The sequence below is a fragment of the Actinokineospora sp. HUAS TT18 genome, from assembly GCF_051364635.1.
Lineage (GTDB): Bacteria > Actinomycetota > Actinomycetes > Mycobacteriales > Pseudonocardiaceae > Actinokineospora.
On the sequence record NZ_CP195645.1, the window covers coordinates 3,130,516 to 3,155,999 of the forward strand.

General features: G+C 71.3%; 20 protein-coding genes. 6 read left to right on the top strand and 14 right to left on the bottom strand.

Features of this window, described 5'->3' with window-relative positions; genetic code table 11:
- Positions 1–56: 56 nt before the first annotated feature.
- From ACSHT8_RS13975 to ACSHT8_RS14035, 13 genes are all read right to left on the bottom strand, one after another.
- Entirely contained in the window at positions 57–1,682 is a 1,626-nt protein-coding gene (locus ACSHT8_RS13975; RefSeq protein WP_436501298.1) for a peptide ABC transporter substrate-binding protein, read from the bottom strand.
- 48 nt (positions 1,683–1,730) lie between these two features.
- Positions 1,731–2,732 carry an NADP-dependent oxidoreductase gene (locus tag ACSHT8_RS13980; RefSeq protein ID WP_436501300.1) on the bottom strand — a complete coding sequence of 334 codons (1,002 nt, stop codon included), beginning with the start codon at positions 2,730–2,732 and terminating at the stop codon, positions 1,731–1,733.
- Positions 2,729–3,718 carry a zinc-binding dehydrogenase gene (locus tag ACSHT8_RS13985; protein WP_436501302.1) on the bottom strand — a complete coding sequence of 330 codons (990 nt, stop codon included), beginning with the start codon at positions 3,716–3,718 and terminating at the stop codon, positions 2,729–2,731. The genes ACSHT8_RS13980 and ACSHT8_RS13985 overlap by 4 nt, the downstream gene beginning before the upstream one ends.
- A 2-nt stretch (positions 3,719–3,720) precedes the next feature.
- Positions 3,721–4,986: an MFS transporter gene (locus tag ACSHT8_RS13990; RefSeq protein WP_436501304.1), complete on the bottom strand. Its 1,266-nt coding sequence runs from the start codon at positions 4,984–4,986 to the stop codon at positions 3,721–3,723.
- Positions 4,983–6,344: a hypothetical protein gene (locus ACSHT8_RS13995; protein ID WP_436501306.1), complete on the bottom strand. Its 1,362-nt coding sequence runs from the start codon at positions 6,342–6,344 to the stop codon at positions 4,983–4,985. Before ACSHT8_RS13995 ends, ACSHT8_RS13990 begins: the two co-directional genes overlap by 4 nt.
- Positions 6,341–8,164 carry a phenylacetate--CoA ligase family protein gene (locus ACSHT8_RS14000; protein ID WP_436501308.1) on the bottom strand — a complete coding sequence of 608 codons (1,824 nt, stop codon included), beginning with the start codon at positions 8,162–8,164 and terminating at the stop codon, positions 6,341–6,343. Before ACSHT8_RS14000 ends, ACSHT8_RS13995 begins: the two co-directional genes overlap by 4 nt.
- Positions 8,161–9,345, bottom strand: a complete 1,185-nt coding sequence (locus ACSHT8_RS14005; protein WP_436501310.1) for an ATP-grasp domain-containing protein — start codon at positions 9,343–9,345, stop codon at positions 8,161–8,163. The genes ACSHT8_RS14000 and ACSHT8_RS14005 overlap by 4 nt, the downstream gene beginning before the upstream one ends.
- Positions 9,342–10,301 (bottom strand): 3-oxoacyl-ACP synthase III family protein, encoded by a 960-nt coding sequence (locus ACSHT8_RS14010; protein WP_436501312.1) that lies wholly within the window; start codon positions 10,299–10,301, stop codon positions 9,342–9,344. Before ACSHT8_RS14010 ends, ACSHT8_RS14005 begins: the two co-directional genes overlap by 4 nt.
- On the bottom strand, positions 10,301–11,140 hold the full coding sequence (locus ACSHT8_RS14015; RefSeq protein WP_436501314.1) for a TauD/TfdA dioxygenase family protein: 840 nt from the start codon (positions 11,138–11,140) through the stop codon (positions 10,301–10,303). Before ACSHT8_RS14015 ends, ACSHT8_RS14010 begins: the two co-directional genes overlap by 1 nt.
- A gap of 17 nt (positions 11,141–11,157) precedes the next feature.
- Positions 11,158–12,360 (bottom strand): 5-aminolevulinate synthase, encoded by a 1,203-nt coding sequence (gene hemA / locus ACSHT8_RS14020; RefSeq protein ID WP_436501316.1) that lies wholly within the window; start codon positions 12,358–12,360, stop codon positions 11,158–11,160.
- 208 nt (positions 12,361–12,568) lie between these two features.
- Complete coding sequence (locus tag ACSHT8_RS14025) at positions 12,569–14,338, bottom strand: ABC transporter substrate-binding protein (RefSeq protein WP_436501318.1); 1,770 nt, start codon at positions 14,336–14,338, stop codon at positions 12,569–12,571.
- 87 nt (positions 14,339–14,425) lie between these two features.
- Positions 14,426–15,100, bottom strand: coding sequence for a Crp/Fnr family transcriptional regulator (locus ACSHT8_RS14030; RefSeq protein ID WP_436501320.1), 675 nt, complete (start codon positions 15,098–15,100; stop codon positions 14,426–14,428).
- Positions 15,097–15,219: a hypothetical protein gene (locus ACSHT8_RS14035; RefSeq protein WP_436501322.1), complete on the bottom strand. Its 123-nt coding sequence runs from the start codon at positions 15,217–15,219 to the stop codon at positions 15,097–15,099. Before ACSHT8_RS14035 ends, ACSHT8_RS14030 begins: the two co-directional genes overlap by 4 nt.
- A gap of 165 nt (positions 15,220–15,384) precedes the next feature.
- Here ACSHT8_RS14035 and ACSHT8_RS14040 point away from each other — a divergent pair, with 165 nt between their 5' ends.
- The 6 genes from ACSHT8_RS14040 to ACSHT8_RS14065 all read left to right on the top strand — a co-directional run bounded on the left by ACSHT8_RS14040 (position 15,385) and on the right by ACSHT8_RS14065 (position 25,142).
- Positions 15,385–16,449 (top strand): hypothetical protein, encoded by a 1,065-nt coding sequence (locus ACSHT8_RS14040; RefSeq protein ID WP_436501324.1) that lies wholly within the window; start codon positions 15,385–15,387, stop codon positions 16,447–16,449.
- Between the two features lie 112 nt (positions 16,450–16,561).
- On the top strand, positions 16,562–17,242 hold the full coding sequence (locus ACSHT8_RS14045; RefSeq protein ID WP_436501326.1) for a Crp/Fnr family transcriptional regulator: 681 nt from the start codon (positions 16,562–16,564) through the stop codon (positions 17,240–17,242).
- Between the two features lie 95 nt (positions 17,243–17,337).
- Entirely contained in the window at positions 17,338–18,027 is a 690-nt protein-coding gene (locus ACSHT8_RS14050; protein WP_436501328.1) for a hypothetical protein, read from the top strand.
- Between the two features lie 9 nt (positions 18,028–18,036).
- On the top strand, positions 18,037–24,156 hold the full coding sequence (locus ACSHT8_RS14055) for a hypothetical protein (protein ID WP_436501330.1): 6,120 nt from the start codon (positions 18,037–18,039) through the stop codon (positions 24,154–24,156).
- A gap of 20 nt (positions 24,157–24,176) precedes the next feature.
- On the top strand, positions 24,177–24,689 hold the full coding sequence (locus tag ACSHT8_RS14060; RefSeq protein ID WP_436501332.1) for a VOC family protein: 513 nt from the start codon (positions 24,177–24,179) through the stop codon (positions 24,687–24,689).
- A gap of 72 nt (positions 24,690–24,761) precedes the next feature.
- The gene (locus tag ACSHT8_RS14065) at positions 24,762–25,142 is read left to right on the top strand and encodes a VOC family protein (RefSeq protein ID WP_436501334.1); all 381 of its coding nucleotides are present in this window, start codon (positions 24,762–24,764) and stop codon (positions 25,140–25,142) included.
- A gap of 1 nt (position 25,143) precedes the next feature.
- Here ACSHT8_RS14065 and ACSHT8_RS14070 read toward each other — a convergent pair whose 3' ends face one another.
- Positions 25,144–25,377: a hypothetical protein gene (locus ACSHT8_RS14070; RefSeq protein WP_436501335.1), complete on the bottom strand. Its 234-nt coding sequence runs from the start codon at positions 25,375–25,377 to the stop codon at positions 25,144–25,146.
- Between the last annotated feature and the right edge of the window lie 107 nt (positions 25,378–25,484).

Below are 25,484 nucleotides of genomic sequence, written 5' to 3' on the forward strand. Positions count from 1 at the left end.
CCGGTCGCGGCTCCTTTGGTCATACTCATATATGTCCGCGGTGCGGAATTTGTTGCTTACGCGGCCTCGATCTTGCTGAAGTCGACCATGCCCAGGTCGTTGACCTGCAGGTTCTTCACCTTCGTCGACGAGCCGTACACGTGGCGGAGGTACCAGAGCGGAACCGTCGGCAATTCCTTGACGATGATGTCCTCCGCCTGCTGATAGAGCTTCAGCGCCGCGTCGGGCGAGGTGGCGACGTCGCCGTCGGCGATGAGTTTGTCTACTTCCTTATTGCAGTAGCCGTAGCTGTTCGACGGGCTGCCGCAGGTGTAGAGCGGGGTGAGAATGCTCTCCGGCGCGGGGTAGTCGTAGGTCCATGCGCTGCGGAAAACGCCCATTCCCGGCGTCTTGGCCGTCAGCTTCTTAAGGAAGTCCGCGTACTTCGCCTCCGGCTTCTCGACGCAGTCGACCGCGAGGTTCTCCTTGATGTCCCGGCAGACCGCGTCGACCCAGTCCTTGGACCCGCCGTCGACGTTGTAGGTGATCTCGACCGGACCGGCGAAGCCGCTCTTGACGAACAGCTCCTTGGCCTTCACGGGGTCGAACTCGCACGCCTCGCCGCAGGAACCCTCGCGGTAGCCGGGGATGCCGGGCTGCAGGAACGAGTGCGCGGCGGTGCGGGTGCCGAGGAACACGGTATCGACGATCTTCTCCCGGTTGATCGCCATCGAGATCGCCTTGCGGGCCTCCGGGTTGGCGTACTTCGGGTCGAACAGTGGGAAGCCGAGCGAGCCGATCCCCGCGCGCGGGGACTGCTGGAAGCGGTCGCCGAGAACCTTCTTGGCGTCCTGCATCTTCGCCAGCGGCAGGACGGGGGCGACGTCGACCTTGCCCGCGAGCAGGTCGTCGTACTGGGCGTCGAGCGTGGCGTAGATCGGGAAGCGCACACCCTTGACCTTGGGCTTGTCGCCGGGGAAGGCGTCGTAGCGCTCGACCTCGATCGCCTTGTCGTGCTCCCAGGTGCCCTTCATCTTGAACGGGCCGTCACCGATCGGGGCCTCGCCGAAGGCCTTGCTGAACCCGGTGCCCTCGAAGGCGACCTTCGGCAGCGGGGCGAACGCGAGGTTGACGAGCACGGACTTGAAGTTGACGTACGGCGCCGACAGCGTGACCTCGAAGGTGCGGTCGTCGACCTTCTTCAGGCCCTTCAGTCGCTCCGCGGTCGGTGCGGCGCCCTCGGCGGCCGGGTTCACCTCGTCGAAGCCCGCGATCTTGGCGAACAGGTAGCTGACCTCCTGCGCGTTGGGCTTGTACGCGGCCCGGTGCCACGCCTCCAGGTAGCTGTCCGCGGTCACCTTCTCGCCGTTGTGGAAGGTGTAGCCGTCACGGAGCTTTACCGTCCAGACCACGTTGTCCTTGGAGGTGACCGATTCCGCGGCGACGTCCTCCAGCTTGCCGCCCTGGTCGACCTTCACCAGCGGGGTGAACAGGGCCGACAGCACGAGCAGGCCCTGGGTCTCGATGGTGTTCGACGGGATCAGGCCGTTCTTGGGCTCGCCGATCCCGACGCCGACCACCGCGTCGGACACCGGCGCCGCCGCCGGGGCACTGCCCTTGTCGGTGCTCCCGCAGCCGGCCAGCCCGCCGAGCAGGAGCGCGGCGGCGGTCGCCACCGCCGCGCCACGCATGTGCGTGTTCATGGTTTCTCTCTTCTTCTTGTTATTTGGTGAGAACAATGGAAAGCGGCGTCACTCGGCGGCGGTCCGCACGATCATCTTGCCGACGTTGCGGCCGTGCAGGACGCCGAGGAACGCCTCGACCACCGCGTCGAAGCCGTCGACCACGGTCTCGTCCGGCACGACCCGGCCGGACTGGAGATGCGGCACGACGAGGTCTGTCCACTCAGGAAGGAGGTGGTCGTGCTCGCGGACCGCGAACCCCTCCATCCGCAAGCGTTTACCGTTGATGTCGAACAGGTTGCGCGGCGCGGGCGGCGGCTCGGCGTCGTGGTACTGGGCGATCGCCCCGCACCACGCGATGCGGCCGTGCTCGACCAGCGAGTCGATGGCCGCCTCCAAGTGGTCACCGCCGACGTTGTCCAGGTAGACGTCGATCCCGTCGGGTGCGGCGGCGCGGAGCTGATCGGTGACGGAGCCGTCCCGGTAGTTGAACGCCGCGTCGAACCCGAGGTCGTCCACCAGGTGCCGCACCTTGGCCGCCGATCCCGCGCTGCCGATCACCCGGCCCGCGCCGAGCACCTTGGCCAGCTGCCCGGCCGCGGTGCCGACGCCGCCCGCCGCGGCGGAGATGAACACCGACTCCCCCGCCTGCAACCTGGCGATCGTGACCAGCCCGACGTAGGCCGACAGCCCGGTGCCGCCGAGGATCGACAGGTGCGTGCTCAGCGGCACACCGTCGAAGGCCGCCACCGGCCGCACCCGCGGGTCGGCGGCGTCGACCAGCGCGTGGGTGCGCCAGCCTTCCCGGTGGAAGACGAAGTCGCCTGCCTGGAATCCGGTGTCACCGGACTCCAGGACCCGGCCGATGGCCCGGCCCTCCAGCGGGGCGCCGAGTTCCCAGCCGCCGTCCATCAGCTGCCGCATGTACGGGTCGACGGAGAGGTAGACGTTCTCCACCAGGATCGTGCCGGGTCGCACCGATGGCAGTGGTCCTTCGGCGAAGACGAAGTCCTGCGCGGTGGGGAAGCCGGTCGGAACGCGGGTCTGGTGGACATAGCGCACGGTGTTCACAGGCGCACCAGCATCTTTCCCACGTTCTCGCCGCGCAGCACGCCGATGAACGCGTCGACCACGTGGACGAACCCGTCGACGATGGTCTCGTCGACCCTGATCCGGCCACTTTGGATATTGGGCACCAGCAGCGCCTCCGCCTGCTCGCGCAGGTGCAGGTGGTGGCGCACCTGGTAGCCCGCCAGCCGGATGCTGCTGTCCGCGATCCGGTACAGGTTGCGCGGCGCGGCAGGCGGGTTCTCCGCGTCGTTGTACTGCGAGATCGCCCCGACCCAGGCGATGCGGCCGAACTCGCGGGTGATCGCGATGGCCGCGGCGAGGTGGTCGCCGCCGACGCCGTCCAGGCTGGTGTGCACGCCTTCCGGCGCGACCGCGCGCAGTTGGTCGATCAGCGGGCCGTCGTGGTAGTCGACGGCGGCGTCGAAGCCGAGTGCGTCGACCACATGTTTGACCTTGGCCGCGCTGCCCGTACTCCCGATGACCTGGCCCGCGCCGAGCAGTCGGGCGATCTGGCCCGCGGTGCCGCCGACGGCGCCCGCGGCGGCCGAGATGAAGATCGACTCACCCGGCTGCAGGCGCAACACCTCGGTCAGTCCTATGTAGGCGGTCAGTCCGGTGCCGCCGAGGACCGACAGGTACGCCGAGACCGGCACGCCGTCGTGCTCCCGCAGCACCCGCGCGCCCGGCTGGCCCGCGGTGAGCACGGCGTGGGTGCTCCAGCCGCCGCCGTGGCTGACCAGCGCGCCCTCCGGCCACGCCGGTTCGCGGGAGGCGACGACCCGGCCGACCGCGCGGCCGAGGCCGCACTGTTCACCGATCTCCCAGCCGTCGTCCATCAGTTCACGCATGTACGGGTCGACGGAGAGGTAGCTGTTCTCGACCAGGGCGGTGCCCTCGGCGAGTTCCGGCAGCTCGGTTTCGACGACGCCGAACTGGCTCGCCGTCGGCAGGCCCGTCGGGCGGGCGAGCAGGTGGAGGGATCTCATGGTCACGACGGCACGTCCTGAGGGGTCGAGTCGGTCCGGGCCGACGGCCACTTGAGCAGTTTCGGAATCGTCAGCAGGACGACCACGAGGTTGACCGCGCCGCCGACGAGCCATGGCGCGGAGAGGTCGACCGAGTCGGCGACAAGGCCGCCCGCCAGCGCGCCGAGGGGCAGCGCGCCGAAGCAGATCATCCGGCTGGCCGAGTTCACCCGGCCGCGGAGTTCGTCGGGGATGAGGCGCTGGCTGAGCGACTGGGCCATGACGTTCCACAGCGCCAGCCCAGCCGACCAGACACAGAAAAGCGCGGCGACGACGACCGGCTGCCTGCCCAGCGCGCCGATCGCGAGCAGGCTCAGCGCGCCGGCCAGCGACACCGTGATCGCGACGGCCCTGGTGCCGAAGCGGACGACGACCTTCCCGCTGAACAACCCGCCCACGACACCGCCGACGGCCATCGCGGCGACGAGCACGCCGTAGAAGGTGTCGCCGACGGCGAGCACCTGCTTGGCGAACAGCACGAGCACCGACTGCCCCATGATCACGCAGAAGTTGCTCACCGCCGCGAGCAGCACCACGATCCGCAGCACCGGGTGCTGGACCAGCCAGCGCAGGCCCGCGGTCAGGTCGCTGAGCACCCGGCCGCGCGCGCCGGGTTCCGCCGCCGCGCGCTCTGGCGCCCGGTGGCGGATGCGCAGGATGAGCAGGACCGACAGCAGGTAGGTCACGGCGTTGAGCCAGAACGGCAGCGGCAGCAGGAAGGCGAACAGGGCCGACCCGAGTGGCGGTCCGACGAAGTTCCGCCCGAGTGTCTCGGCGGTCATGTTGCGCCCGTTGGCTGTCTCCAGCCTGCTCTCGTCCACGATGTCGGGCAGCAGCGCGCGGCTGGCGCCGATGAAGATGATGTCGCCCGCACCGAGCCCGAAGGCCAGCAGATAGAGCATCCACAGCTGGGTGAAGTCGAACGTGACCGCCGCGGCGAGAACGACCAGCAGCCCCATTTGGGCGCACTGCGCGATCACCATCAGCCTGCGCCGGTCGAAGCGGTCGACGATGAGCCCGCCCGGCAGCGCGAGCAGCAGCCACGGCAGCTCCCAGGCGAGCAGCACCCAGGAGATCAGCTTGGGATCGGTGGTGATCATGCTCGCCACCAGGGGCAGCGCCGTGACCATCACGCCCTCGCCGAGCGTCTGGATCGCGTACGCCGAGGACATCAGGCCGAAGTCCCGCCCGAGCCCGCGCGGCGCCACGGCCTGGTCGACGCCGGTCATGTCGCCACCTCGTCCGGGTAGAGGAACACGCCCGCGCGGTAGGAGTCGAAGATGCTCGTGCCGGGGATCGCCCGGTCGCCGTCGCTGATCCGCGCCGAGCCGTGCGGGAGGAACCGGCAGCCGCCGCCCGCGTAGCCGCCCGCGGGCGTGTAGTAAAGGCCCCAGCACGCTTCCCACGGCTCCGGCTCCCCCGTCTCCGGGTTCACCACCGGCTCCGCGCGCGGCACGACGCGTTCCTGGACGATGGCGCCGCCGGGCGCGGCGTCGCGCAGCGCGCGCCACCACTCGGCGTCGTCCACCTCCCAGCCCGCGGTGATGCCGCGGCCGCCGTAGAGCGAGTTCGGCTTCAGCACCAGGTCCGCCCGGCGGCCGCGGCAGTCGTCGACGAGGTCGCGGTCGTCCAGCGCGGCACTGTCGAGCGCTCGGGTCCACGGCAGGATCAGGTCGACCAGCGCGCGTTCGTCCGGCGACAGCACGGTGCGCGTCCGCGGGTCCGACAGCAGCGCCATGCAGCTCTTGTTCTGGAACGCCTCGGTCGCCATCGGCGAGAAGAAGACGATCTCTCCGTCGGCGTGCGCGCGGCCGAGGTGCTCGACCACGGCGACCGCGTCGGGGTCGTCGATGACGTGGTCGGCCTGGAACAGGCGGTACACGACGTCGATCCGGGTGTCGCCGAAGTACACGCCGCCGTCCCGGACCCGGAGGTCGGTGACACCGCAGAAGAGGCCGCCGAGACCCGCTTCGCGCAGCAGCACCTGGAACGGCTGCCAGGGTCCGGGACCGTACTGGAGGTCCCCGGGCAGTCCGACCATGGCGACCACCGGGTCGCGGCCGCCGGTCACGGCCGCACCGAGCCCGCGGACCAGCTCGGCGACCAGCGAGCCGGTGTCGGTGTAGGACAACGCGTTCCGGTCGGCGAACGCGCGGAACGCGTCGATCCCGAGCAGCGCCCGGGGAACCGAGCCGACCCAATCCTGCCCGCCCACGTCGCTGCCGACGTTGAACTCCAGGATCTTGAACCCGTCGCCGTCGTGGTAGGCGTCGACCCGGCCGAACCGCGGCGGCGGCGCCGCACCCGCGCCGCCGAGCAGGCGGGCGCGGCGCGGGTCGGCGCCGAGCGACCGGTGGAACCGGTCCAGGTCGCCGTCGAACAGCCGGTGGGGCAGGTCGAAGACCAGGTCGACCACCCGAGCGGTGTCGGCGGCGAAAGTGTCCATTTCGGACTTCGGGAACAGCATGGGCCGGGGCAGGTAGCGGTACCCGAGCGCGGTGAGCTCGGCGAAGCCCTCGGCGATGACGTCCGTGCCCGCCAGTTCGCGCTGGTACCGGTCGGTGACCGGGCAGGTCGCGGTCCTCATGGCAGCCGCCTGTCGACGACGGTCTTGATCTTCCCGCTGACCGGGTCCCGGCCGAGCTGCCCCTCGGCGAGGCACTCCACGACGAACTCGAACAGATCGAGGTCGCGGTCGAAGTCGTCGATGTCGCCGAGCACCGGGATCTTCCCGATGAGGTGCTCGCGCACCGCCGCCGGATCGAGGGTCGACCGCGACTCGGTGCGGACGGTCATCCACTCCTTGCCGTCGACCGACGCGACCTCGATCTGCACCTGGGACACGTCGAAGGACTCCAGCGCCGCGACGACATCGCCGTACTGGACGCGCCTGCTGATGATCTCGATCTGCCCGTCGGAGCGGCCCGCGTAGTCGAGCACCCGACCGGAGACCCCGCAGGCGCAGTCGACGTGCCGGATCCGGCCGCAGTCGCCGATCCGGTAGCGGACCAGCGCGCCCTCGAACTTCTGCAGGTTGGTGATCAGCAGGTCGCCGAGTTCCCCGTCCGGCACGGGTTCGCCGCGGCTGTCCACGACCTCGATCAGGTTGTAGTCGTCGCAGATGTGGTGCAGCGTGCCGCCGAGCTCGCCGCACTGGTAGCCGAGCTGGGCGCCGTCGTTGGCGGCCAACATGCTGGAGATGACCTCGGTGCCCAGTTGCTCGCGGAGCCAGGTCTTGTCGGACTCGGCCATCGGGGTGCCGCCGTAGATCACCTTCGGCATCCGCAGGCCGGGCTCGCGTTCCTTCGCCTCGCGCAGCAGCGGCAGGATCATCGCGGGCTGGGCCAGCACGACGTTGGCGTCGAAGCTCGCGGTGAGCATCAGCAGGTCGTCGGCCGTGGTCAGCTGCGCGGTGGTGTAGCACTCGACCGGCATCCGGCTCAGCTCGGCGACGGTCGTCGGCAGGCCGCCGTACATCTTGCCGCCGAACAGGGTGTTGATCAGCCGGTCGCCCGCGCGCAGGCCCAGCGCGTAGTACTGCGGGATGGCCTCACGGATCATGTTGCGCTGGTCCGTGCGGGAGTAGACGACATAGCGGGGAGCGCCGCTGGACCCGCCGCTGCGGAGCACCTCGCCGCTGGGCCGCGCGCCGCTGCCCAGGTCGCGGCTGTGCGGCAGCGAGTGGGCCTCCAGGTCGTCCTTCTCCATGATCGGGAGCCGGACGAGGTCGGCGACCCCGGTCACGTCGGGCAGGTTCCGGTCGCGGTGGAACGGCGCGCGGCGGGCCTGGGCGACGAGGTAGCGCAGCTTCGCGTCGAGCCTGCCGGTCGCGTGCGGGTCGCGGGCGCGGGCAGCGGAGAGCCGCACCCCCGCGAGGTGCTCCCGCCGGAACAGTCCCTGAGCCCACGCCGAGCGGCAGTCGAGCGCGATCACGACGTCCCATGGCACCCCGGCGCGAACCGCGGGCGCGGGAACGTCGACCGGGTACCCGTCGACAGCCTCGCCCACCTCGGCGGTAGTGCCGTCGGGCAGCGGATACCCGGTGTCGCGCAACAGCTGCAGCAAGGCGTGCCAGAACACGCGGCGCTCCGTGCGGACGACGATGTCGTTGCCCGCCGCCCAGGCGAGGAACACCCCGCGCAGCGTGGCCGTGGGCTCGGTGTCTTCCAGGACGACGGTGCCGACCGGGGTGAGTTCGTCGACGTCGTCGCTGTCGACCAGCGGCGGCCACGGGAACTGGCTGAGTCCGCCGAACAGCTCGTCCAGCCCTTCGGCCAGTGCGTCGGCGTCGAACAGGTCGCACAGCCCGGTCGTCACGAGCAGGCTCGCGGCCGACGAGGTCGGGTCGGTCAACGCGCGGCTGACCGACTCGACCGCCAGCACGACGTCGGTGGGGTAGTGCCTCATCCGGGGACCTCCGTCATGACGACCGACCGAGCGCACTCGGTCAGGAACCCGGCCAACTCGGCCGAGTCCGCGTGCGAGGCCTCGAAGAACAGGGGGACGAGCCATTCCTGGTAGGTGACGTGGTCCGGCAGCGGGTCGCCCGGTTCCAGGGCGTGCAGCCGGTCCACGCACGTGTTGCGGCGCAGGTCGTCGGGGATGGCCGCCCGCAGCTGGGACCCGGGCGGCAGGTGGTGGCCGGGGAAGGCCAGCCAGCCGTGGTACTTCCCGCTCGGGGCGTCCGGCTCCGGGATCGGCAGGCCGAGCCGGATGGCGATCTCGTGCGACGGCAGGTGCACCCCGGTGTGCCGCAGGTGCGCGTCGATGAGGCCCGCTCCCCCGACCCGGTTGGCGATCTCCAGGAACACCGGCTCGCCGTCCGGGGCGACGAAGAACTCCAGGTGGATGCTGCCTTCCCGGATGCCGAGGGCGGCGACGACGCTCTGCACGAACTCGCGGTGCCGCTCGGCGTCGGGAACGTGGAACGCCCCGTACGGCACGCCGTCGATGAAGTCGAGCGGGGTGTTGATGTACTCGCTGACCGAGAAGCCGATCACCTTCCCGCCGTCGATGATGCCGTCGGCGCAGTGCATGGCCCCCTCGACCCACTCCTCCAGCTCGAAGGCGGTGGGATCGTCGGCGGCGAGATACGCCGCGACGGCCGCCTCGGCGGTGTCGTGGACCGTCACACCCTCGGCATTGGCTCCCTGCCTGGGTTTCACCACGGTCCTGCCCGACCACGGCAGGGTTCCGTCGGCGGCGGGGAGGGCGGCGAACCGGGGTGCGCGCACCCCGGCCGCCGCGACCGCGACCTTCATCTTGACCTTGTCGCGCACCCGCTCCGACTCCGCCAGCGTCGAGCCGGGCAGTCCGAGGTGGGCGCGGACATGGCACGCCGCGAGGACGCCGAACTCCGAGAGCGCGATGACGTGCTCGAACCCGTCCTCCGGGCCGACCCGCCCGACGATGCCCGCCACGAGGTCCTCATCGGACTCCAGGACGATCCGCCGCGCCCGCAGGTCGGACGGGAGGTCGGCCATCCGCTGGGGGTGGCCGATGTAGGTGACGTCGTGCCGTTCGTGGTCGAGTGCGCGGCGGTAGTGCACCTTGCGATACGGCACCTGGTGGATGATCAGGACCCTCATGCCGCGCACTCCAGCGCCGTGATCCCCCAGCTGAACCCCATCGCGCTGGTCGCCAGCAGCACCAGGTCGCCGCGGCGCAGCGTGCCCTGGTCGCGGAGGTCGCCCAGGGCGATGAGGGTGTCCGCGCCGCTCATGTGGCCGAGGCGGTCGTAGTTGAACACGCTCCTGGACCGCGGGATCCCCACCGTGTCCAGCAGCCGCTCGTGCATCCGCCGGTCGCCGTGGTTGATGAGGAACCAGGCCACGTCGTCGACCTTCGCGTCGACCGCGGTCAGCGTCGCGTCGATCAGCGTGGAGAAGTTCTCCACATAGACCGAGGCCAGCCCGGGGCGGTGCGCGGCCCGCCGGATGGTGACCCCGCCGCCGTCGTGCTCGCCGTAGTAGTAGTCGACCCAGTCCGGATCGGTGCGCATCGCCGAGTGCACTACCTCGAACCTGGCGTTCTCCCCGGTCACCAGCACGGCCGCGGCCGCGTCGCCGAAGTTGAACAGCTCCTTCGACGCGGGGTCGCCGTAGTCGACCATGCGGCTGAGCCGGTCGCCGATCAGCACCAGGACCAGGCCCCGGCCGCGCGCGGCGATCCGGTCGAGCGCGACCTGGACCGCGGTCATCCCGGCGTTGCAGAAGTTGGTGACCTCGAAGCAGTGCGCCCGGCCGATGCCGAGCGCCGCGGCCGCCTTCGCCGCCGGGGACCAGAACGGCACGTCCCACTCGCCGGAGCCCGCGAAGATCACCTCGGTGATCGCCGCGGCGGCGACCCCGGTGCGCGCGAGCAGTGCCTCGGCCGCGCGCACCGCCAGCCGCCACGACCGCTCGTCGTCGCCGAGCGTTGGGATCACCGAGGTGTGGGTGATCGCCAGCAGGTCCTCGATGTCCACAGTGGACGACAAGGACATCTCGGCGACGCTCGTGCGCGACCGCGGGTAGTCGACCTCGAAGTCGAGTATCCCGCCCATCAGCGCGCTTCGATGCTGACGCGGTGCACCGTGCGCGGCACACCGGGCTCGACCGCGGTCGCCTGGTGGTAGGTCGTCGCGGTCTTCCAGATGACGAGGTCGTTCTGGGTCCAGCGGTGGGTGTAGACGTGGTCGTCGTCGGCGAGCAGCGCGTCGATGACGGCGAAGAAGGCCGCGTTCTCGTTGGCGTCGAAGCCGATGACCGAGTCCAGGTACTCCGGGGAGCCGAACAGGTACTCGCGGCCGGTGTACGGGTCGACCTTCACCAGGTCGTGCTCGACCTTGGGGTGCTCGATCTCGGCGAGCGCGCGGAACTCGGCGACCGACAGGCCGACGTGCTCCGAGCGGATGCGCAGCCGCTTGGCCACCGAGCCGAGGCCGACGCGGCCGCGGATCTTGTCCTTCCACTGCTGCGGCAGCCGGTCGTAGACGTCGGCGGCGTTGGCGAAGAGGGTGTGGCCGCTGGTTGACGGCACATTGACGCCGTGCAGCATCGTGTACGGCGCCGGGTCGGCGACGAAGGTCGAGTCCTGGTGCCAGAAGTTGCCGACCCGGGCGACGCCGACAGGCTTGTCGCCCTTGAACTCGTTCGACGAGATCATGATCTCCTCGAACTCCGGGTGGCGGTACTTCTGGATGACGAACGGCACCGGCCTGCCCAGCAGGGCCGCCAGGTCGATCTGCTGGCGTGGGCTCAGCTCCAAGCCGCGGACGATGACGACCTCGTGCTGGTGCAGCGCGGTGACGAGCTCGGCGAACACCTCGGGCTCGGCGAGCGCGGCGTAGTCGACCCCGGAGATCTCGGCGCCGATGAACGGGGTGATCTGGCTGATCTTCATGGCTGTGTTCCTTCTGGCTAGTCGGTCAGGGCGCTGCGCAGCGCGCTGACGAAGTGAGTGATCTGCGCGGTCGTGCGGTGCGGTGCGACGGTGACCCGGAACCGCTCGGTGCCCTTGGGCACCGACGGGAAGTTGACCGGGGTCAGGTAGATGCCGTGCTCGTCCATGAGCAGGCGCGACACGCGTCGGACGCGCTCCTCGCCGCGCACCATGACGGGCACGATGTGGCTGTCGGCGTCGATGAACTCGATGTCCTCGGCGCGCAGCCGCGTCTTGAGTTCCAGCACGTTGGCCATCAGGGCGCCGCGCAGGTCGACACCCGCCTGGATCAGGTCGAGGCCCTTGAGCGTGGCGTCCAGCGTCGCGTTCGGCAGCGCGGTGGTGAAGATGAACCCGGGCGCGTGCGAGCGCACGTAGTCGAGCGCGACGTCCGGTCCGGCGACGTAGCCGCCGAGCGTGCCGAACGCCTTGCCGAACACGCCCTGGATGAACGTGGGCCGGTACTCGTCGATCTCCTCGCAGAGCCCCGCCCCGGTCGGCCCCTTGATCCCGATGGAGTGCGTCTCGTCGAGGAAGGTCAGGGCGCCGTACTCGTCGGCCAGGTCGCAGATCGCCGACACCGGCGACAGGTCGCCGTCCATCGAGTAGATCGACTCGAAGACGATCAGCTTCGGCCGGTCCCGCTCGTAGGCGGCGAGCGCGGTCTCCAGCGCGTCGACGTCGTTGTGCGGGAACACGTGCTTGGTCGCGCCGGAGCGGATGATCCCCTCGATCAGCGACCGGTGGTTGTTCGCGTCGGAGAACACCACCAGGTCGGGGATGGCCGCGATCAGCGTGCTCAGCGTCTCCAGGTTGGCGACATAGCCGCTGGAGAACGTCAGCGCGCGTTCCTTGCGGTGCCACGCCGCGAGCCTGGTCTCCAGCTCGACGTGCGCGGCGCTCGTGCCGCCGATGTTGCGTGACCCGCCGCTGCCGGTGCCGTGGCGCCAGGTCGACTCGGCCTGGACGCGGACGACCTCGTCGTGCTGGCTCAGCCCCAGGTAGTCGTTGCTGCACCAGATCTCGATCTTCTTGCCGTCGTGGACGGCGTTGCCGCGCTCGGCCACGGTGTGCGAGCAGGCGACGAACTCGCGGTAGAGCCCCGCGCTCTTCAGCTCGTCGAGCTTGCCTTGCAGAAGCCCGGTCATCGCGTCGGCCGGGTTTCTCAATACTTGCGTCATTTGGTCGGAACCCCCGTGTCCCCAAAACGGCCCCCCTGATGCCGCGGACGCGACACCAGCACCGTTACCTTTTCCCGCGCCGCGTACAGATCGGCCGCACTCGCGTACAGCTCGCGTACACGCGGTGACCAGCCGGGAACACAAAGAGACCGCCCCACTCGCCACCGATCAGGGCGGCGGCGAATGGGGCGGTCAGCGGACGGACGGGCTACCTGGCGAGCCATCCGTTGGTCGGGTCGAGCCGGGCGTTCGGGTAGCGCACCGCGCCGCGCACGCGGCTCGAGACGAAGAACGTCGCGTCCCGCACCACGATCGGGACCACGGCGGCGTCAGCCAGGATCTGGCTCTCGGCCTCCTGGAACCGGGTGTTCGCGGTGGCGGAGTCCGGCGCGGTCAGCGCCTGGTGGATCAGCTCGTCGGTGCGCGGGTTCTTGTAGAAGCCGTAGTTCGACCCGAACGTCGGCGAGTCCGCGGTGTAGGCCGAACCGTCGAACAGCGGGCTGAAGATGCCGCGCGCGTTGGCGCCGACGAGCCAGTCCGGCCGCCAGTTCGGCGCGACGATGTCCCACGAGCCGTCGCGGGCGTAGGAGCCCTCGGCCAGGTACTTGCCGTAGTACTCCCCGATCCCGACCTGGACGAGTTCGACGGTGATGCCCGCGCGGGCAAGGCTGTCACGCACCGACTGTGCCACCGCGGGCTGCGGCTGGACGTCGCTGTGCAGCATCTTCAGCGTCACGCCGTTCGGGTAGCCCGCCTCGGTCAGCAGCTGCCGGGCCTTCGCCGGGTCACCGCGGTGGCCCGGGGTCTCGTACGGGCAGTACGGCCGGTAGGCCGGGTTGGTCGGCGGCAGGATCTGGCAGGCGGGGTGGGCGATCTTCGAGCCGCCCGCGATGTCGGCGACGGCCGCCTTGTCGACGCCGTACTGGAGTGCCTTGCGGACAAGCAGGTTGCTGGTGGCCCGCTGCTGGTTCGGGCTCAGCATGTTGATCACCAGGTACGGCTCCATCATGCCGACGTCGGCGTGGTGCAGCCGGGGGTCATCGGTTTCGAGCAGCGGCGCCAGCCGGTCCGGCGGCACCGGCAGGTCCCAGGTCGCGTCGGCGGCGCCACTGTCGATCATGGTGACGACCTGCTGCCGGTCGACGCCCTCGCGCACGTGGATCCGGTCGACGTAAGCCCGCCGGACCGGGTCCGTGCGCGGGTTCCACGCCGGGTTCCGGGTGAACAGCATCTCCTCGCCCGGGGTGTAGGACGCGATCCGGTACGGCCCGTCCGAGATGACGTTGCGGCGGAACTCCGGGCTGTCCGGCAGGTAGCGCAGGTACTCCCGCGGCGCGGGCGAGGAGAAGCCGAGCGCGAGGATGTCCAGGAAGTCCGGGTTCGGCGCGGAAAGGGTGAACCGGACCGTGAGCTCGCCGACCGCCTGAACGCCCGCGACGTCGTGCTCGGCGATGTACCGGGCGATGGCGCCGGTCTCCGGGGCGACTCCGGCGAATCCCTGGCAGTACTCCGCCATGCCCGCGATGGTCTCGGTGAAGTACTGCGGCGCGGGGGTCCCGGCGACCGGGTTGCAGAGCCGCTTGATCCCGCGCACCGCGTCGGCGGCGGTCACCTGCCGCGGCCCGGACGGGGCGTCCCACTTGGCGCCGCGCCGGATCCGGAACTCGTAGGTCCTGCCGTCGGCGCTGATCCCGCCGTTCGCCGCGGTCGGGACCTCGGTGGCGAGATCGGCCACGATCTTTCCCGCCTGCGCGGGGTCGTCCGTGGTCGGGTACGTGACGAGCTGGCGGGTGTAGGCCCGCTGGATCATCGTCGCGGTCACCGAGTAGGCGCTCGCGGTGTCGAAGTGGTCCACGTCGTTGAGTCCGACCAGGCGCAGCGTGCCGCCGTGGCGCGGTCCGGCCGCGTCCGCGGGCACCGCGAACCCCAGGGCCACGACCAGCCCCAAGGCCGCCGCGGCGCGAATTCGTCTTCCCATTTTGCCCTCCATCATGAGGGCGAACCTCGCGTATGCCGCGTACAGAACGGCATCAGCGGCGTACAGGCCGCGTACACGGCCGCGGTTTCAGTTCTGGGCTATCGCGCGGAGGGCCTCGTGGTCGAGGACGCGGATGTCGCGGTAGCCGAGGCCGACCAGTCCGGCGTCGGCGAAGCCCCGCAACACTTTCTCCGCTGTCGGCAGACGGATTCCGGCCAGCGACGCGATGTCGGCCTGGGTCAGCGGGGCGCCGAGGTGGGTGCCGTCGGAGCGGGTGTGGCCGTAGGTCTCGGCCAGGCTCAGCAGGACCCGGCTCACCCGGCCGCGCGGGTCGAGGGCGGCCGAGGCGAGGCGGCGTTCGTTGGACCAGCGGAAACGGTCGCTGAGCATGGCGGCCAGCTCGATCGCCGCGTCCGGGGTGGCGGCGAGGAACGCGCGCAGGCGGTCGGCGGGGATGGCGCGGGCGGCGGTCGGGGCGCAGGTGACGACGGTGGCCGAGCGCGGCCTGCCGCTGAGGACCGCCATCTCGCCGACCAGGTCGCCGCCGACGCGGATCGCGAGCAGGGACTCGCGGTCGCTGTCGTTGGCGATCACCTTCACGCAGCCCTGCACCAGCAGGTAGGCGGTGGCGCCGTCCTCGTTCTGGCGCAGAATCGTGCGGCCGGACGGAAAGCGCACCCCGGTGCCGAGTTCGAGCAGACCGTCGCGGGCGCGGGCGGGAAGCCGACCGAGCAGGGAACCCGGCGGCCACGGGCCGGTCATCGCCGCTCCTGGCGGCGGGCGCGCATCCGGTTCCACGCGCGCACTGTCGGCGGGGTCAGCAGTGCTGTCACCAAAGCCGTCACCACCTGGGTGAGGACCGTCAGCAGAGTCTCGATCATCGTACCCTCCCTGAGCTCGCCTCCACGGTGACGTGATCCGGTCGGGTGAACTCACCACCGGTACGAGATTCCGTGCATTCCCTACCGGTACCGCTTCGCGACTCGGGTTCGCCGCGACGGTGGTCGGTGTCGGGCCAAGGTGGCCCGGGAAACCGAGGGGAAGCGATGAAACGACTACTTCTGGCCGCTCTTGTCGCGGTGGCCGCGATGGCGCCGACCGACGCGCAGGCCGCACCCGCGCGGCCGAGTCCCGGCCCCGCCGTCGCCGTCGCCGCGGCCGACGCGCGGGCCTACGCGTGGAACTCGTCGCCCTCGGCGGCGCTGAACACGTGGTACTCGCTGGCGGGCAACTACTCCTTCAACTCGACCGGCGGCACCAACCACGCCAAGCGCAACGGGACCGGCTGGTACACCGTCTGGTTCCCGGGGGTGTCCGCGCTCGGCAGCACCGTCCAGGTGACCGCCTACGGGACCAACGACAACTACTGCACCGTCGAGTGGTGGCGCACACCGAACGGCGTCAGCGGCACCGATGTGGATGTCCGCTGCTTCACCCGGACCGGGGCACCGGCCGACTCGATGTTCACGATCAGCCAGACCCACCGCGGCACCGGCGCGGGCGCGTACGTGTGGGCCAACACCGTCGGCACCCCGTCGACGGCTTACCAGTACAACTCGACCGGCGGCACCAACACCGTCTCCACGTTCGGCACCGGCGCCTACTCGGTGCGGCTGCCCGGGCTCGGCGGGTCGGGCGGGCACGTCGAGGTGACCGGTTACGCCGCGGACGGCAAGTGGTGCAAGGTCGGCGGCTGGGGACCCAGCGGCGGCGCGCAGAACGTCACGGTCTACTGCTTCACCGCCGCGGGCGCTCCCGCGAACGCGATGTTCACGTTGTCGTACGTGGAGAACACGAACGTCATCCTCGGCGCACCGGCGACCCAATCGGGCTACGGCTGGGTGTCCGATCTGGGCGGTCTGCACGGGTTCTACGCCTACGACACCAATCCCGGCGCGAACACGACCGTGCAGCGCTGGGCTACGGGAGGCTACAAGGTGAAGTTCCCGGTCGACCTGAGCCGCGGCCTGGTCCACGTCACCGCGTACGGCGCGGGCAACCAGCGGTGCAAGGTCGCCTGGTGGAACCCGACTGACGGGGTGACGGTCGACTGCTACCGGCCGGACGGCAGCTACGTGGACACTTACTTCGACGCCGCGTTCGTCGGCTGATCATGCTCGACGGTGGCCGGTCCCCCGATCGTGGGGGCCGGTCACCGGTTCGGCGCAACACCTTCTTGATCCACTCCCTCGTTGAGCAGCGGTACGGCGATCAGGGGACGGGATGGACGCACGGATGTGGCCCTCGATGTCGCTGTTGGGCAGGCTGCCCGCGCCCGCGCGGGCCGTGCTGCTGGAGTTGGGCACCGAGGTGGGGCTGCCCACGGGACGGCGGATCCTGCGCCAAGGCGAGCCGGGCGACGCGGTCTACGTGCTGTTGGCGGGCGCGGTGAAGGTTTCCGGGATCGACGGCGACCGCGAGCCGCTGCTGGCGATCCGGCGCGCGGGCGACGTCGTCGGCGAGATGGCCGTGCTGCTGCGGCAGCCGCGCTCGGCGACCGTGGCGACCTGCATGGAGACCGTCGCGCGGGTGATCCCCGGCGCCGATTTCCGCACGTTCCTGCGCCAGCATCCCGACGCCTGGCTCGCCGTCGCGAGCGTGCTCAGCGAGCGGCTGCGCTGGGCCAACGACCGCAGGGTCGACTTCGCCGCGCTCGACGCGCGCGCCCGCGTGTGCCGCGTGCTGGTGACACTCGCCGAGCAGCACGGGCAGGCGGGCGCGGACGGCATCGACCTCGGCGTGCCGCTGACCCAGGAGGACATCGCGTCGCTGGCGGGCGTCCGGCTGACCACCGCGGAGAAGACGCTGCGCGCGCTGGCGCGGCAGGGACTGCTGAAGCTGGGCTACCGCAGCGTCGTCGTGCTCGACCTCGACGGACTGCGCGAAGCCGCCCATTCGGGTTGAGCCAATTCCGTACCAGTACCGAGTTGCCCGCCGCGTGGTGCGGGAATCTTTGCGTGATCAAGCACACCACTGACCGCCGACCAGGATGGTGTCCGATGGTCCAGCCGTTCACCCGCATGCTGTGTGTGTTCATCGACGCGCAGGGCTACAGCCGCAGGGACGACCGCGGCCAGTCCGCGCTGCAGGCCGAGCTGGTCGACGTGCTCGACACCGCCGCGTCCGCCGTCGGCCTCGACCGGTCGCGCTGGCACCGGCAGCCCAGTGGCGACGGCGAGTTGGCGCTCATCCCGGCCGACCAGCCGGAGACCGCGGTGGTGCAGGACTTCACGCTGAGACTGGCGAGCCTGCTGTTCGGCCACAACGCGGGCCGCGTCGGCGGCGACCGTCTGCGGCTGCGCATGGCGATCGACCACGGGCTGGTCCAGCAAGCCCCGAACGGGTTCTCCGGCGCCACCGTGGTCGCCGTGTCCAGGCTGGTCAACTCGGCCGCTGCGCGCGCGGCGCTGGCCAAGGCGGCGGGGGCGCCGCTGGTGCAGGTCCTGTCCGACCGCGTCTACACCGACATCGTCGCCGCCGGGCACGCCGCCCGCACGGCGGAGTTCCGGCTCGTTCCAGTGCGGGAGAAGGAGTTCCAGGCCGAGGCATGGGTCCGGGTGCCGGGGTTCGACCCGCCGGAGACCGACGAACCGCAGTCGGCCGAGTCCGCGCGGGGGCAGGTCGTGACCGCGCACTTCGCCGGGCCGGTGAAAGTCAGCGGCGGGGTCATCGGGATCAACAACCACTAGGGGGCGGACGTGACCACCGCGCGCAGACCCAGGCTGCCTCGGCTGTTCACCCGGCCGGACCAGCGCGTCGACCTCACCTTCCACGGGCCGGTGCACCTCGAAGGCGGCGTCATCGGCATCGCCAACCAGGACATCCCGCCGCCGAAAACGCTTGCGGAGGTCGAGGAGACACTCTTCGGGGCGACTCGCGCCCCCGCGACTGACCGGCCCAGCACTTGGCTCGACCCGCGCGCGGGTGTGCTGCCGCCGGTCGAGCGGGCGGAGTTCGCGGACCTGGTCGACTGGTGCCGCGACCCTGCGGGACCGGTCGCCCGGCTGGTGATCGGATCGGGTGGGCAGGGCAAGACGCACCTCGCGGAACAGGTGTGCGCGGCGCTGCGCCGTCCAGGGAAACGCGGCAGGCTGGCCGGATTCGTCACACCGTCGCGCCCGGGCGTGCTCACTGCGGTTCAAGCGCTAGCGCGGTTCCGGCACGCGGGCGCCCTACTGGTGGTCGACTACGCCGACGGGCATCCCGGTTTCGTCGCCGAACTCCTGCGCGCGGCGGGCGCGGGACGCGTCCGGGTGCTGCTGCTGAGCCGCACCGAGCCGTACTGGTGGCGCGACATCGTCGACGGCGGGCCGGCCGGGCTGGTCGACCCGCGGCCGACTCGGCTTGGACCACTGTCGCACAGTTCACTGTGGACAGACGCGGTGCGGACGTTCGCGGGACGGCTCGGGGTCGAGCCGGTCGTCACCGATTCGCCTGCCGGATTCGAGACGACACTCGACCTGTACGCCTCGGCCCTGCTCCGGGTGCTCGATCCGGCGGCGTCCGACGAGGATCCGCTGACCGGCGTGCTGCGGCACGAGCGGGCCGCGGTCAGCGCGGGCGCCCGGGCCGCCGGGCTCGACCGGGGGTCATGGCGGGACCTCGCGGTGTCGGCGGCGTTCCTGCGGGCCGCGCCCGGGATGACCGCCGCGGCCGCGGTGCTCGGCACCGTGCCGGAGCTGCGGCACCTCGACGAGCACGGGCTGCGCGCGGCGGCCGAGGCCATCGGGGCGGCGTATCCGGGTGACGGGTCGAGCGTGTGGCGGGCGCCGGTACCGGACCGGCTCGCCGACACCCACCTGCTCGCCACCGCCCAGGACTGCCCCGCCGACGGCGACTGGGACGAGCATGTCCGCGCGGTGTGCCGGACCTCGGACCCCGACGTGGCGGGCCACGTCGCACAGGTGCTGGTGCGCGCGCTTTCAACCCCGGGTGCCGACCGCCATTACGCGGCCGGGCTCCGCCGCGTCGAGCGTTCGTTGGGCGCGCTGGCGGTGGACAACCCCGTCTACCTGCCGCCACTCGTGCTGCTGGACCCGTTGCGGTACAAAGACATTCTGCTCGACGGCATCGCCGCGGCGCCGATCGACATCGTGCGCAGACTCGATTCCGAACTCCCCGACACCAGCGTCGCGCGGCGGGCCATCGCGGTCGCGGTGTCGCGGCGGCTCGTCGCCGACTCGCCAGATCATCTGACCGCCCTCAGCAGGCGGCTCGCGGAGGCGGGCGAGCCGGGTGCCCTTGCCGCGGCGCGGGAGGCGGTCGCGCACGCGGGCGCCGACCAGCGCGCCGCCGCGCTGACCGCGCTATCCCACCGCTTGGCCGAACACGGTGACCCGCAGGGCGCCCTGGCCGCCGCTGAAGAGGCCGCCGAGCTGCGTCCGACCGGCACGCCGCGCGGCTACGCGCTGCACAACCTGGCGATGCGGCTGACCGAGGCGGGCAGGCCGGACGCGGCGGTCGGTCCCGCCGGCGAGGCCGTCACGCTGCTCACCGGCGACACGGAACGGCCGCGGCGTGCGGCGGCGCTCCTCGGGTTGGCGAACGTGCTGGCCGCCGCCGGGTTCCCGGGTCGGGCGGTCGCGCCCGCCGAGCAGGCGGTGGCGCTGCTGCGCGAGCTGGCCGACGGCAGGCCGGACGCCTATCTCCCGGACCTCGCCACGGCGCTCGTCGGCCTGTCGCAGCACCTGTCTCCGCCCGGGACCGTCAAGCCACCCGCGCGCGCCGTCGATCTGGCCGAGGAAGCCGTCGCGATCCACCAGCGGCTCGCCGCGACCGATCCGGCCGCGTTCGGCGCCGCGCTCGCCGAGTCCCGGATGAACCTGGGTGTGCGGCTCTCGGTGGCAGGCCGCAAGGAAGCCGGGGACGTGCTGCGCGCCGCGGTCGACGAGCACACCGACAAGATCGTGGCGCTGACCAACCTCGCCCTGCACGAAGGCGCGCCCGACCTGGCCGCCCGCGTGGTCGAGCTGGAGCGGCCGCGCGGGTCCCGCGCCGACCTCGCCGCCGCCCTGTCCAACCTCGGCTACCTCTCGGCCGTCGCGGGCAGACACGGCGACGCGCTCGCGGCCACCGGGGAAGCCGTCGCGCTCTACCGCGGCCTGCTCGCCGACGAACCATCAGCGCTGCACCGGGTTTGGCTCGCCGACGCCCTGCTCAACCTCGCCCGGCACCATCTGTCTATTGAGGACGATCACGCGGCCGACCTCGTCACCGAGGCGGTCGGCCGCTACGCCGACGTCGAGGGCGAACACCCCGACACCGCGCGCGACCGGGTGCGCGACGCGGTGGCCCTGCTCGGCGCGCTCAACGGAGACCGGCCGAAGATCCCCAAGGACGCCACGCGCTACTGCAGGCGGTGGCGGGAAGCCGTGGTCCGCATCCCGATGCCAGGCGTCGCGCTGGTGGTCATCTGGCGGACCGACCGGGCGCCGCGCCGGGACCAGGTGCGCACGGTCCGCGACGAGATCCTGGCGCTGACCGGCAAGGACGCCGCGGTCGCGGTCCCGGCCCAGCCAGTCCTGGCGCGGGTCGCCACGGCGGCGGTCGACAAGGTCAAGTCGACGGCCACCCGGATCGCCCGGCACCCGTCGGTCGAGCCGGTCGCCCAGTTCGTGCAGGCCAATCCGGGCGCGGTGGCGAAGCTGGGCGCGGTGGTCGCCACGGTCGCGGTGCTGCTCAGCGCGGCGGGCCCGGAGGCGGCCACGGAACGGCCCACGGCTCTGCCGCCGCCAGTCACCTCGACAGCGCCGACTGACCTGACGGACCCATTGGTCGCCCCGACGCCAGCGGCGCCGACCAGTCCCACCACATCGCGCACCTCGCCGCAGACCACCACCTCACGCACCACGGGCACCGTCTCGCAGCCAGAACCCCCGGTGGTGCCGCCGGTGACGACGTCGCGGGTGGTCGTCGAGCCACCCCGCGACGGCCTGATCACCTTCGACGCGACGGCGACGTCGTACCGCGAGTTCCGGGTCATCGGCGCCGCGAGCGCGTGGCGCGACGGCCACCAAGCACAGGGCCTCGATCTGGGACCGGGCACGCACCAGATCGCGTTCGCCGCCGGCCCGACACTTGTGTTCACTGTGGATGATCAGGACCGGGTCGACTACGACCACGGCCTCGACGCCTACGTCACCGGACGCGGTACCCCGACGATCACCGTGCGCGGCAAACCCGCGTCGGTAGACATCTCCGGCACGAGCTACGCCGGGTACTACCTCAGCGGCACGGGTGAGCCCTGGCAGAGCGCGCCGCGGACCTACCGCGTCATCCCCGGCAGGCACCAGGTCGTCACCCAGGCGGGCCCGGCGACGGTCTTCGACATCACGCCCGAGGGCACGGTGGAGCACAGCGCGGCAATGGCGCCCTATCTGAGCGGTCGCGGCACGACCACGCTGACCGTGCGCGGACGGCCCGTCTCGGTGGACGCCGACGCGACGAGTTACAGCGGCTTCCTGCTCACGGGCACCGGCCAGCCGTGGCAGAACGCCCGCGCGCGCCAGACCTACCAGCTCATCCCTGGCAGGCACCAGGTCGTCACGCAGGACGGCGCCGGGGTCCTGTTCACCGTCGGCGCCACCGGACTGGTCGAGTTCCCCACCAACCTCGACCCGGTCCTCGTCGGCCGGGACACCACGACGCTCGTCGTGCGAGGGGTGCCCACGACGCTCGACGCCACAGCCACCTCCTACGACCAGTTCTACATTCCGGGCGCAGGCACGTGGCGGCAGGCGGCGCGGCAGCAGGAGTTCCGCCTCATCCCCGGCACGCACCAGGTGGCGCTGCACGCGGGTCCGGCACTCAACTTCACCACCGACTCCCTCGGCCGGGTCTCCTACGCCAGCACACTCGACCCGCTGCTCGACGGGCGGGGCACCGCGATGCTGACCGTGCGCGGCACCCGGGCCAAATTCGGCTACGCCCGGTCGGACACGGCGGGCAACCAGTGGGGCACGTGGCAGCAGAACCCGGCCACCAAGGACCGGTCGGCCGAGACCCAGCACACCGCGACCGGGCGGTACCTCGTCCGGTTCCCCGCGCTGGCCTCGACCAAGGGCGTCGCGCACGTGACGGTGTTCGGCAACAACTGGGGCGTGTCGTGCGTGGTGCGCGACAGCCGCGACGACGGCCAGGACCACTTGGTCGACATCGCCTGCCACCTGCCGACCGGCGCCCTGACCGATACCCAGTTCACCGTGCTGTTCGCCGAGCCGAAGGCGCGGCTGGCCCTCGTCGACACCGCGTCCGGGCTCCGGTCCGGCGCGCCGATCTCGGTGCGCAGGCTCGGGGTCGGCGACTACGAGGTGACCGTCGACGGCTTCCCCGCCACCGGATACGCCCAGGTCACCCCGCGCGGCTCGGACCCGGTCCGCTGCCGCACGACCGTCGGGGCCACGCTGCGCGTCCAGTGCGTCAAGGTGGGCGGCGACGTCCCGGCCGACACCGCGTGGGCACTGTCCTATGCGGACAACACCACGCTGGCACCGTTCGCCCCCGGCGCGTATGTCGGCACCACGAAGCAGGGCCTCGAACTCGATCCCGCGCGGTCGTACAACTCGGCGGGCGGGGCGATGAAGGCGCAGTGGCTGACACCCGGGCACTACCGAGTCGGTATCAAGGGCGTCGGCCTGCCCGGCGACACCGTCCAGGCCACGATCACCGGCGACCAGCCTGGCTACTGCCACAGCACTGGGTGGAACTCGCTGGGCGTGCCCAAAGGCGAGGTGTGGGTCGACGTCTACTGCTACACGCCGGCGGGAAGGCCCGCCGACCGCGAGTTCGGCGTCGCGACCCTCCGACCGCCCACGGGAACCGCCATCCCCACCGACAACCTCACCGCGCTCGACCCCGGCCCGCATCCCGCGGGCCCGAAGTGGGGCTACTTCAGGGTCATCGCGCCCCGCACCGGGCCGGGCGTACGCCGCACCCTGCACCCGGACTTCCTCTGGTCGACGTGGACCCGCCGGTTCGACTACCCGCACGCGCGATGGGCACCCGACGCGACCGTCGAGCACAGCGAGACCGGCCGCTACCGGGTGCGGCTGCCCGGTCTGGGCGCGACCGACGTGGTCCACGCGACCGCGCGCGGCACGTCCACCGACAGCTGCAACGTGGTGGCCGCGGTCGATGGCGTCGTGGACGTCTGGTGCTTCAACCGCGTCGGCGCGCTCACCGAGGGCTCGTTCGCGCTGTTCGTGGCCGAGCCGAGCACCGGGTCCGGCCCGCTCGCCGTGATCGCCCCCGGTGTGCGGTTCACCTCGACCGGCGCGCAGGTCGACGTGTCGCGGACCGGCCCGGGCGAGTACACCGCGACGATCGACGGCTTCGCGAGCGGCGGCCACGTTCAGCTCACCACGGCGGGAACGGCACCGGTCCGGTGTCACCCGGTGGAGGTAACCGGCGCACTCACGATCCGGGTCCGCTGCCACGCCATCGCCACGGGCATCCCCACCGACGCCGACTGGCACCTCACCTACGTCCAGGGCGTCGGCCTGCATCACGACCCGACCGCCGCAGGGACCACAGTGGACACTGACGGCACGGCGATCACCCGGTACTACGACAGTGAGGGAACGCCGCCGGTCATGACACGGGTGTCCCCGGGCCACTACTGGGTCTCCGTGCCGACCGCCGACCGCGCGCCCATCTACCCCGCCGACGGCGTCCAGGTGACCACGCTCGGCCCGACGACCAACCACTGCGCCCCACGCGACTGGAACCCGTCGATCGCCGTGGCGGTGATCGACTGCTGGGACGCCGCGGGCAGGCGGGCGGACACCCCGTTCAGCCTCGCGTACCTGCGCGTCCCGTGACCCGCGCCTATGGTGGAGGCATGCCGCAGCCAGAGGGACAGGAACTAGAGAAGATCCGCGCGCGCCGCGAGGAACTGCGCGGGAAGTACCTGGGCGAGGACCGGCCCGCGTCCACCGCGAGCGGGATCCACCACCTCGCCCTGATCTGCCGCGACGTCGAGGAGACGATCAAGTTCTACCAGGACTTCCTCGGCTTCCCGCTGGTCGAGCTGGTGGAGAACCGCGACTACGCGGGCTCCAGCCATTTCTTCTTCGACATCGGCAACCGCACGCTGCTCGGCTTCTTCGACTTCCCCGGCCACGACCACCCGCCGTTCTCCGAGACCATCGGCGGCGTGCAGCACCTGGCGATCTCGGTGACCCCCGAGGCGTTCGACGCGGCGAAGGCCAAGCTCGACGAAGCCGGTGTCGACTACCTCGGACCCGACCGCGGCGTCGACAACAGCATGTACTTCCGCGACCCGAACGGCATCGGCCTGGAGCTCTACAACGAGCGCCTCGGCCGCTTCGAGGGCACCAAGCTGCTCGACTGAATTCGTTAGCCCGTACTCGGCCCGTTCGGTACGGTCGCGAAAGTTGCTCCCGGACTGAGGGCGGGTTTCGTCATGGCGTGTCGGATCAGTGAGCTCGTGCTCGGTTGCCGCGACCCCGAGGCGCTGGCACGGTTCTGGTGCGAGGTCCTCGACTTCGTCGTGCTCGACCGCGAGGACGACGGCACGCTGGAGATCGGCCCGCGGGAGGGATTCGGCGGTCCGCAGCCGACGATCATCCTCAGCTACCGCGAGCAGCCGGAGCCGGGGAAGTCACGGCTGCACATCGACGTCAACGCCACCGACCGCGATCAGGACGCCGAACTGGAGCGCCTGCTGGCGCTCGGCGCGCGCCCGGCCGACATCGGCCAGACCGGGCAGGAGCACTGGCATGTCCTGACCGACCCGGAAGGCAACGAGTTCTGCCTGCTCAAGGCCCGCCTCAACCCGCTGTGAGCTAGCCGCGCAGCCAGCGCCGCGGCCACGACGCCCGCGGCGCCGGGCGGCTCAGCGCCCGCGCGCACGCCGGGCACGGCGGGCGGGGCACACACGCCTCCGGTGCCTCCACAACGGACGATCCGCACAGCGTGCGGTGCAGACCCTCCTGGGCGCGGTGCGCGACGAACACGCCGTGGTCCATCCCGTCGTCGACGCACGTGATCCAGTCCACCTCAGCGATCGCGACGCTCACCGTGGCCACCTCCCTGTCGCCCGATCCGTCCATGATCGCTCGCCAACCGGCCATCTGGGACATTCCACCTCGCCATAACCTTGGCGTTCCCGATCGGGTCACACCGC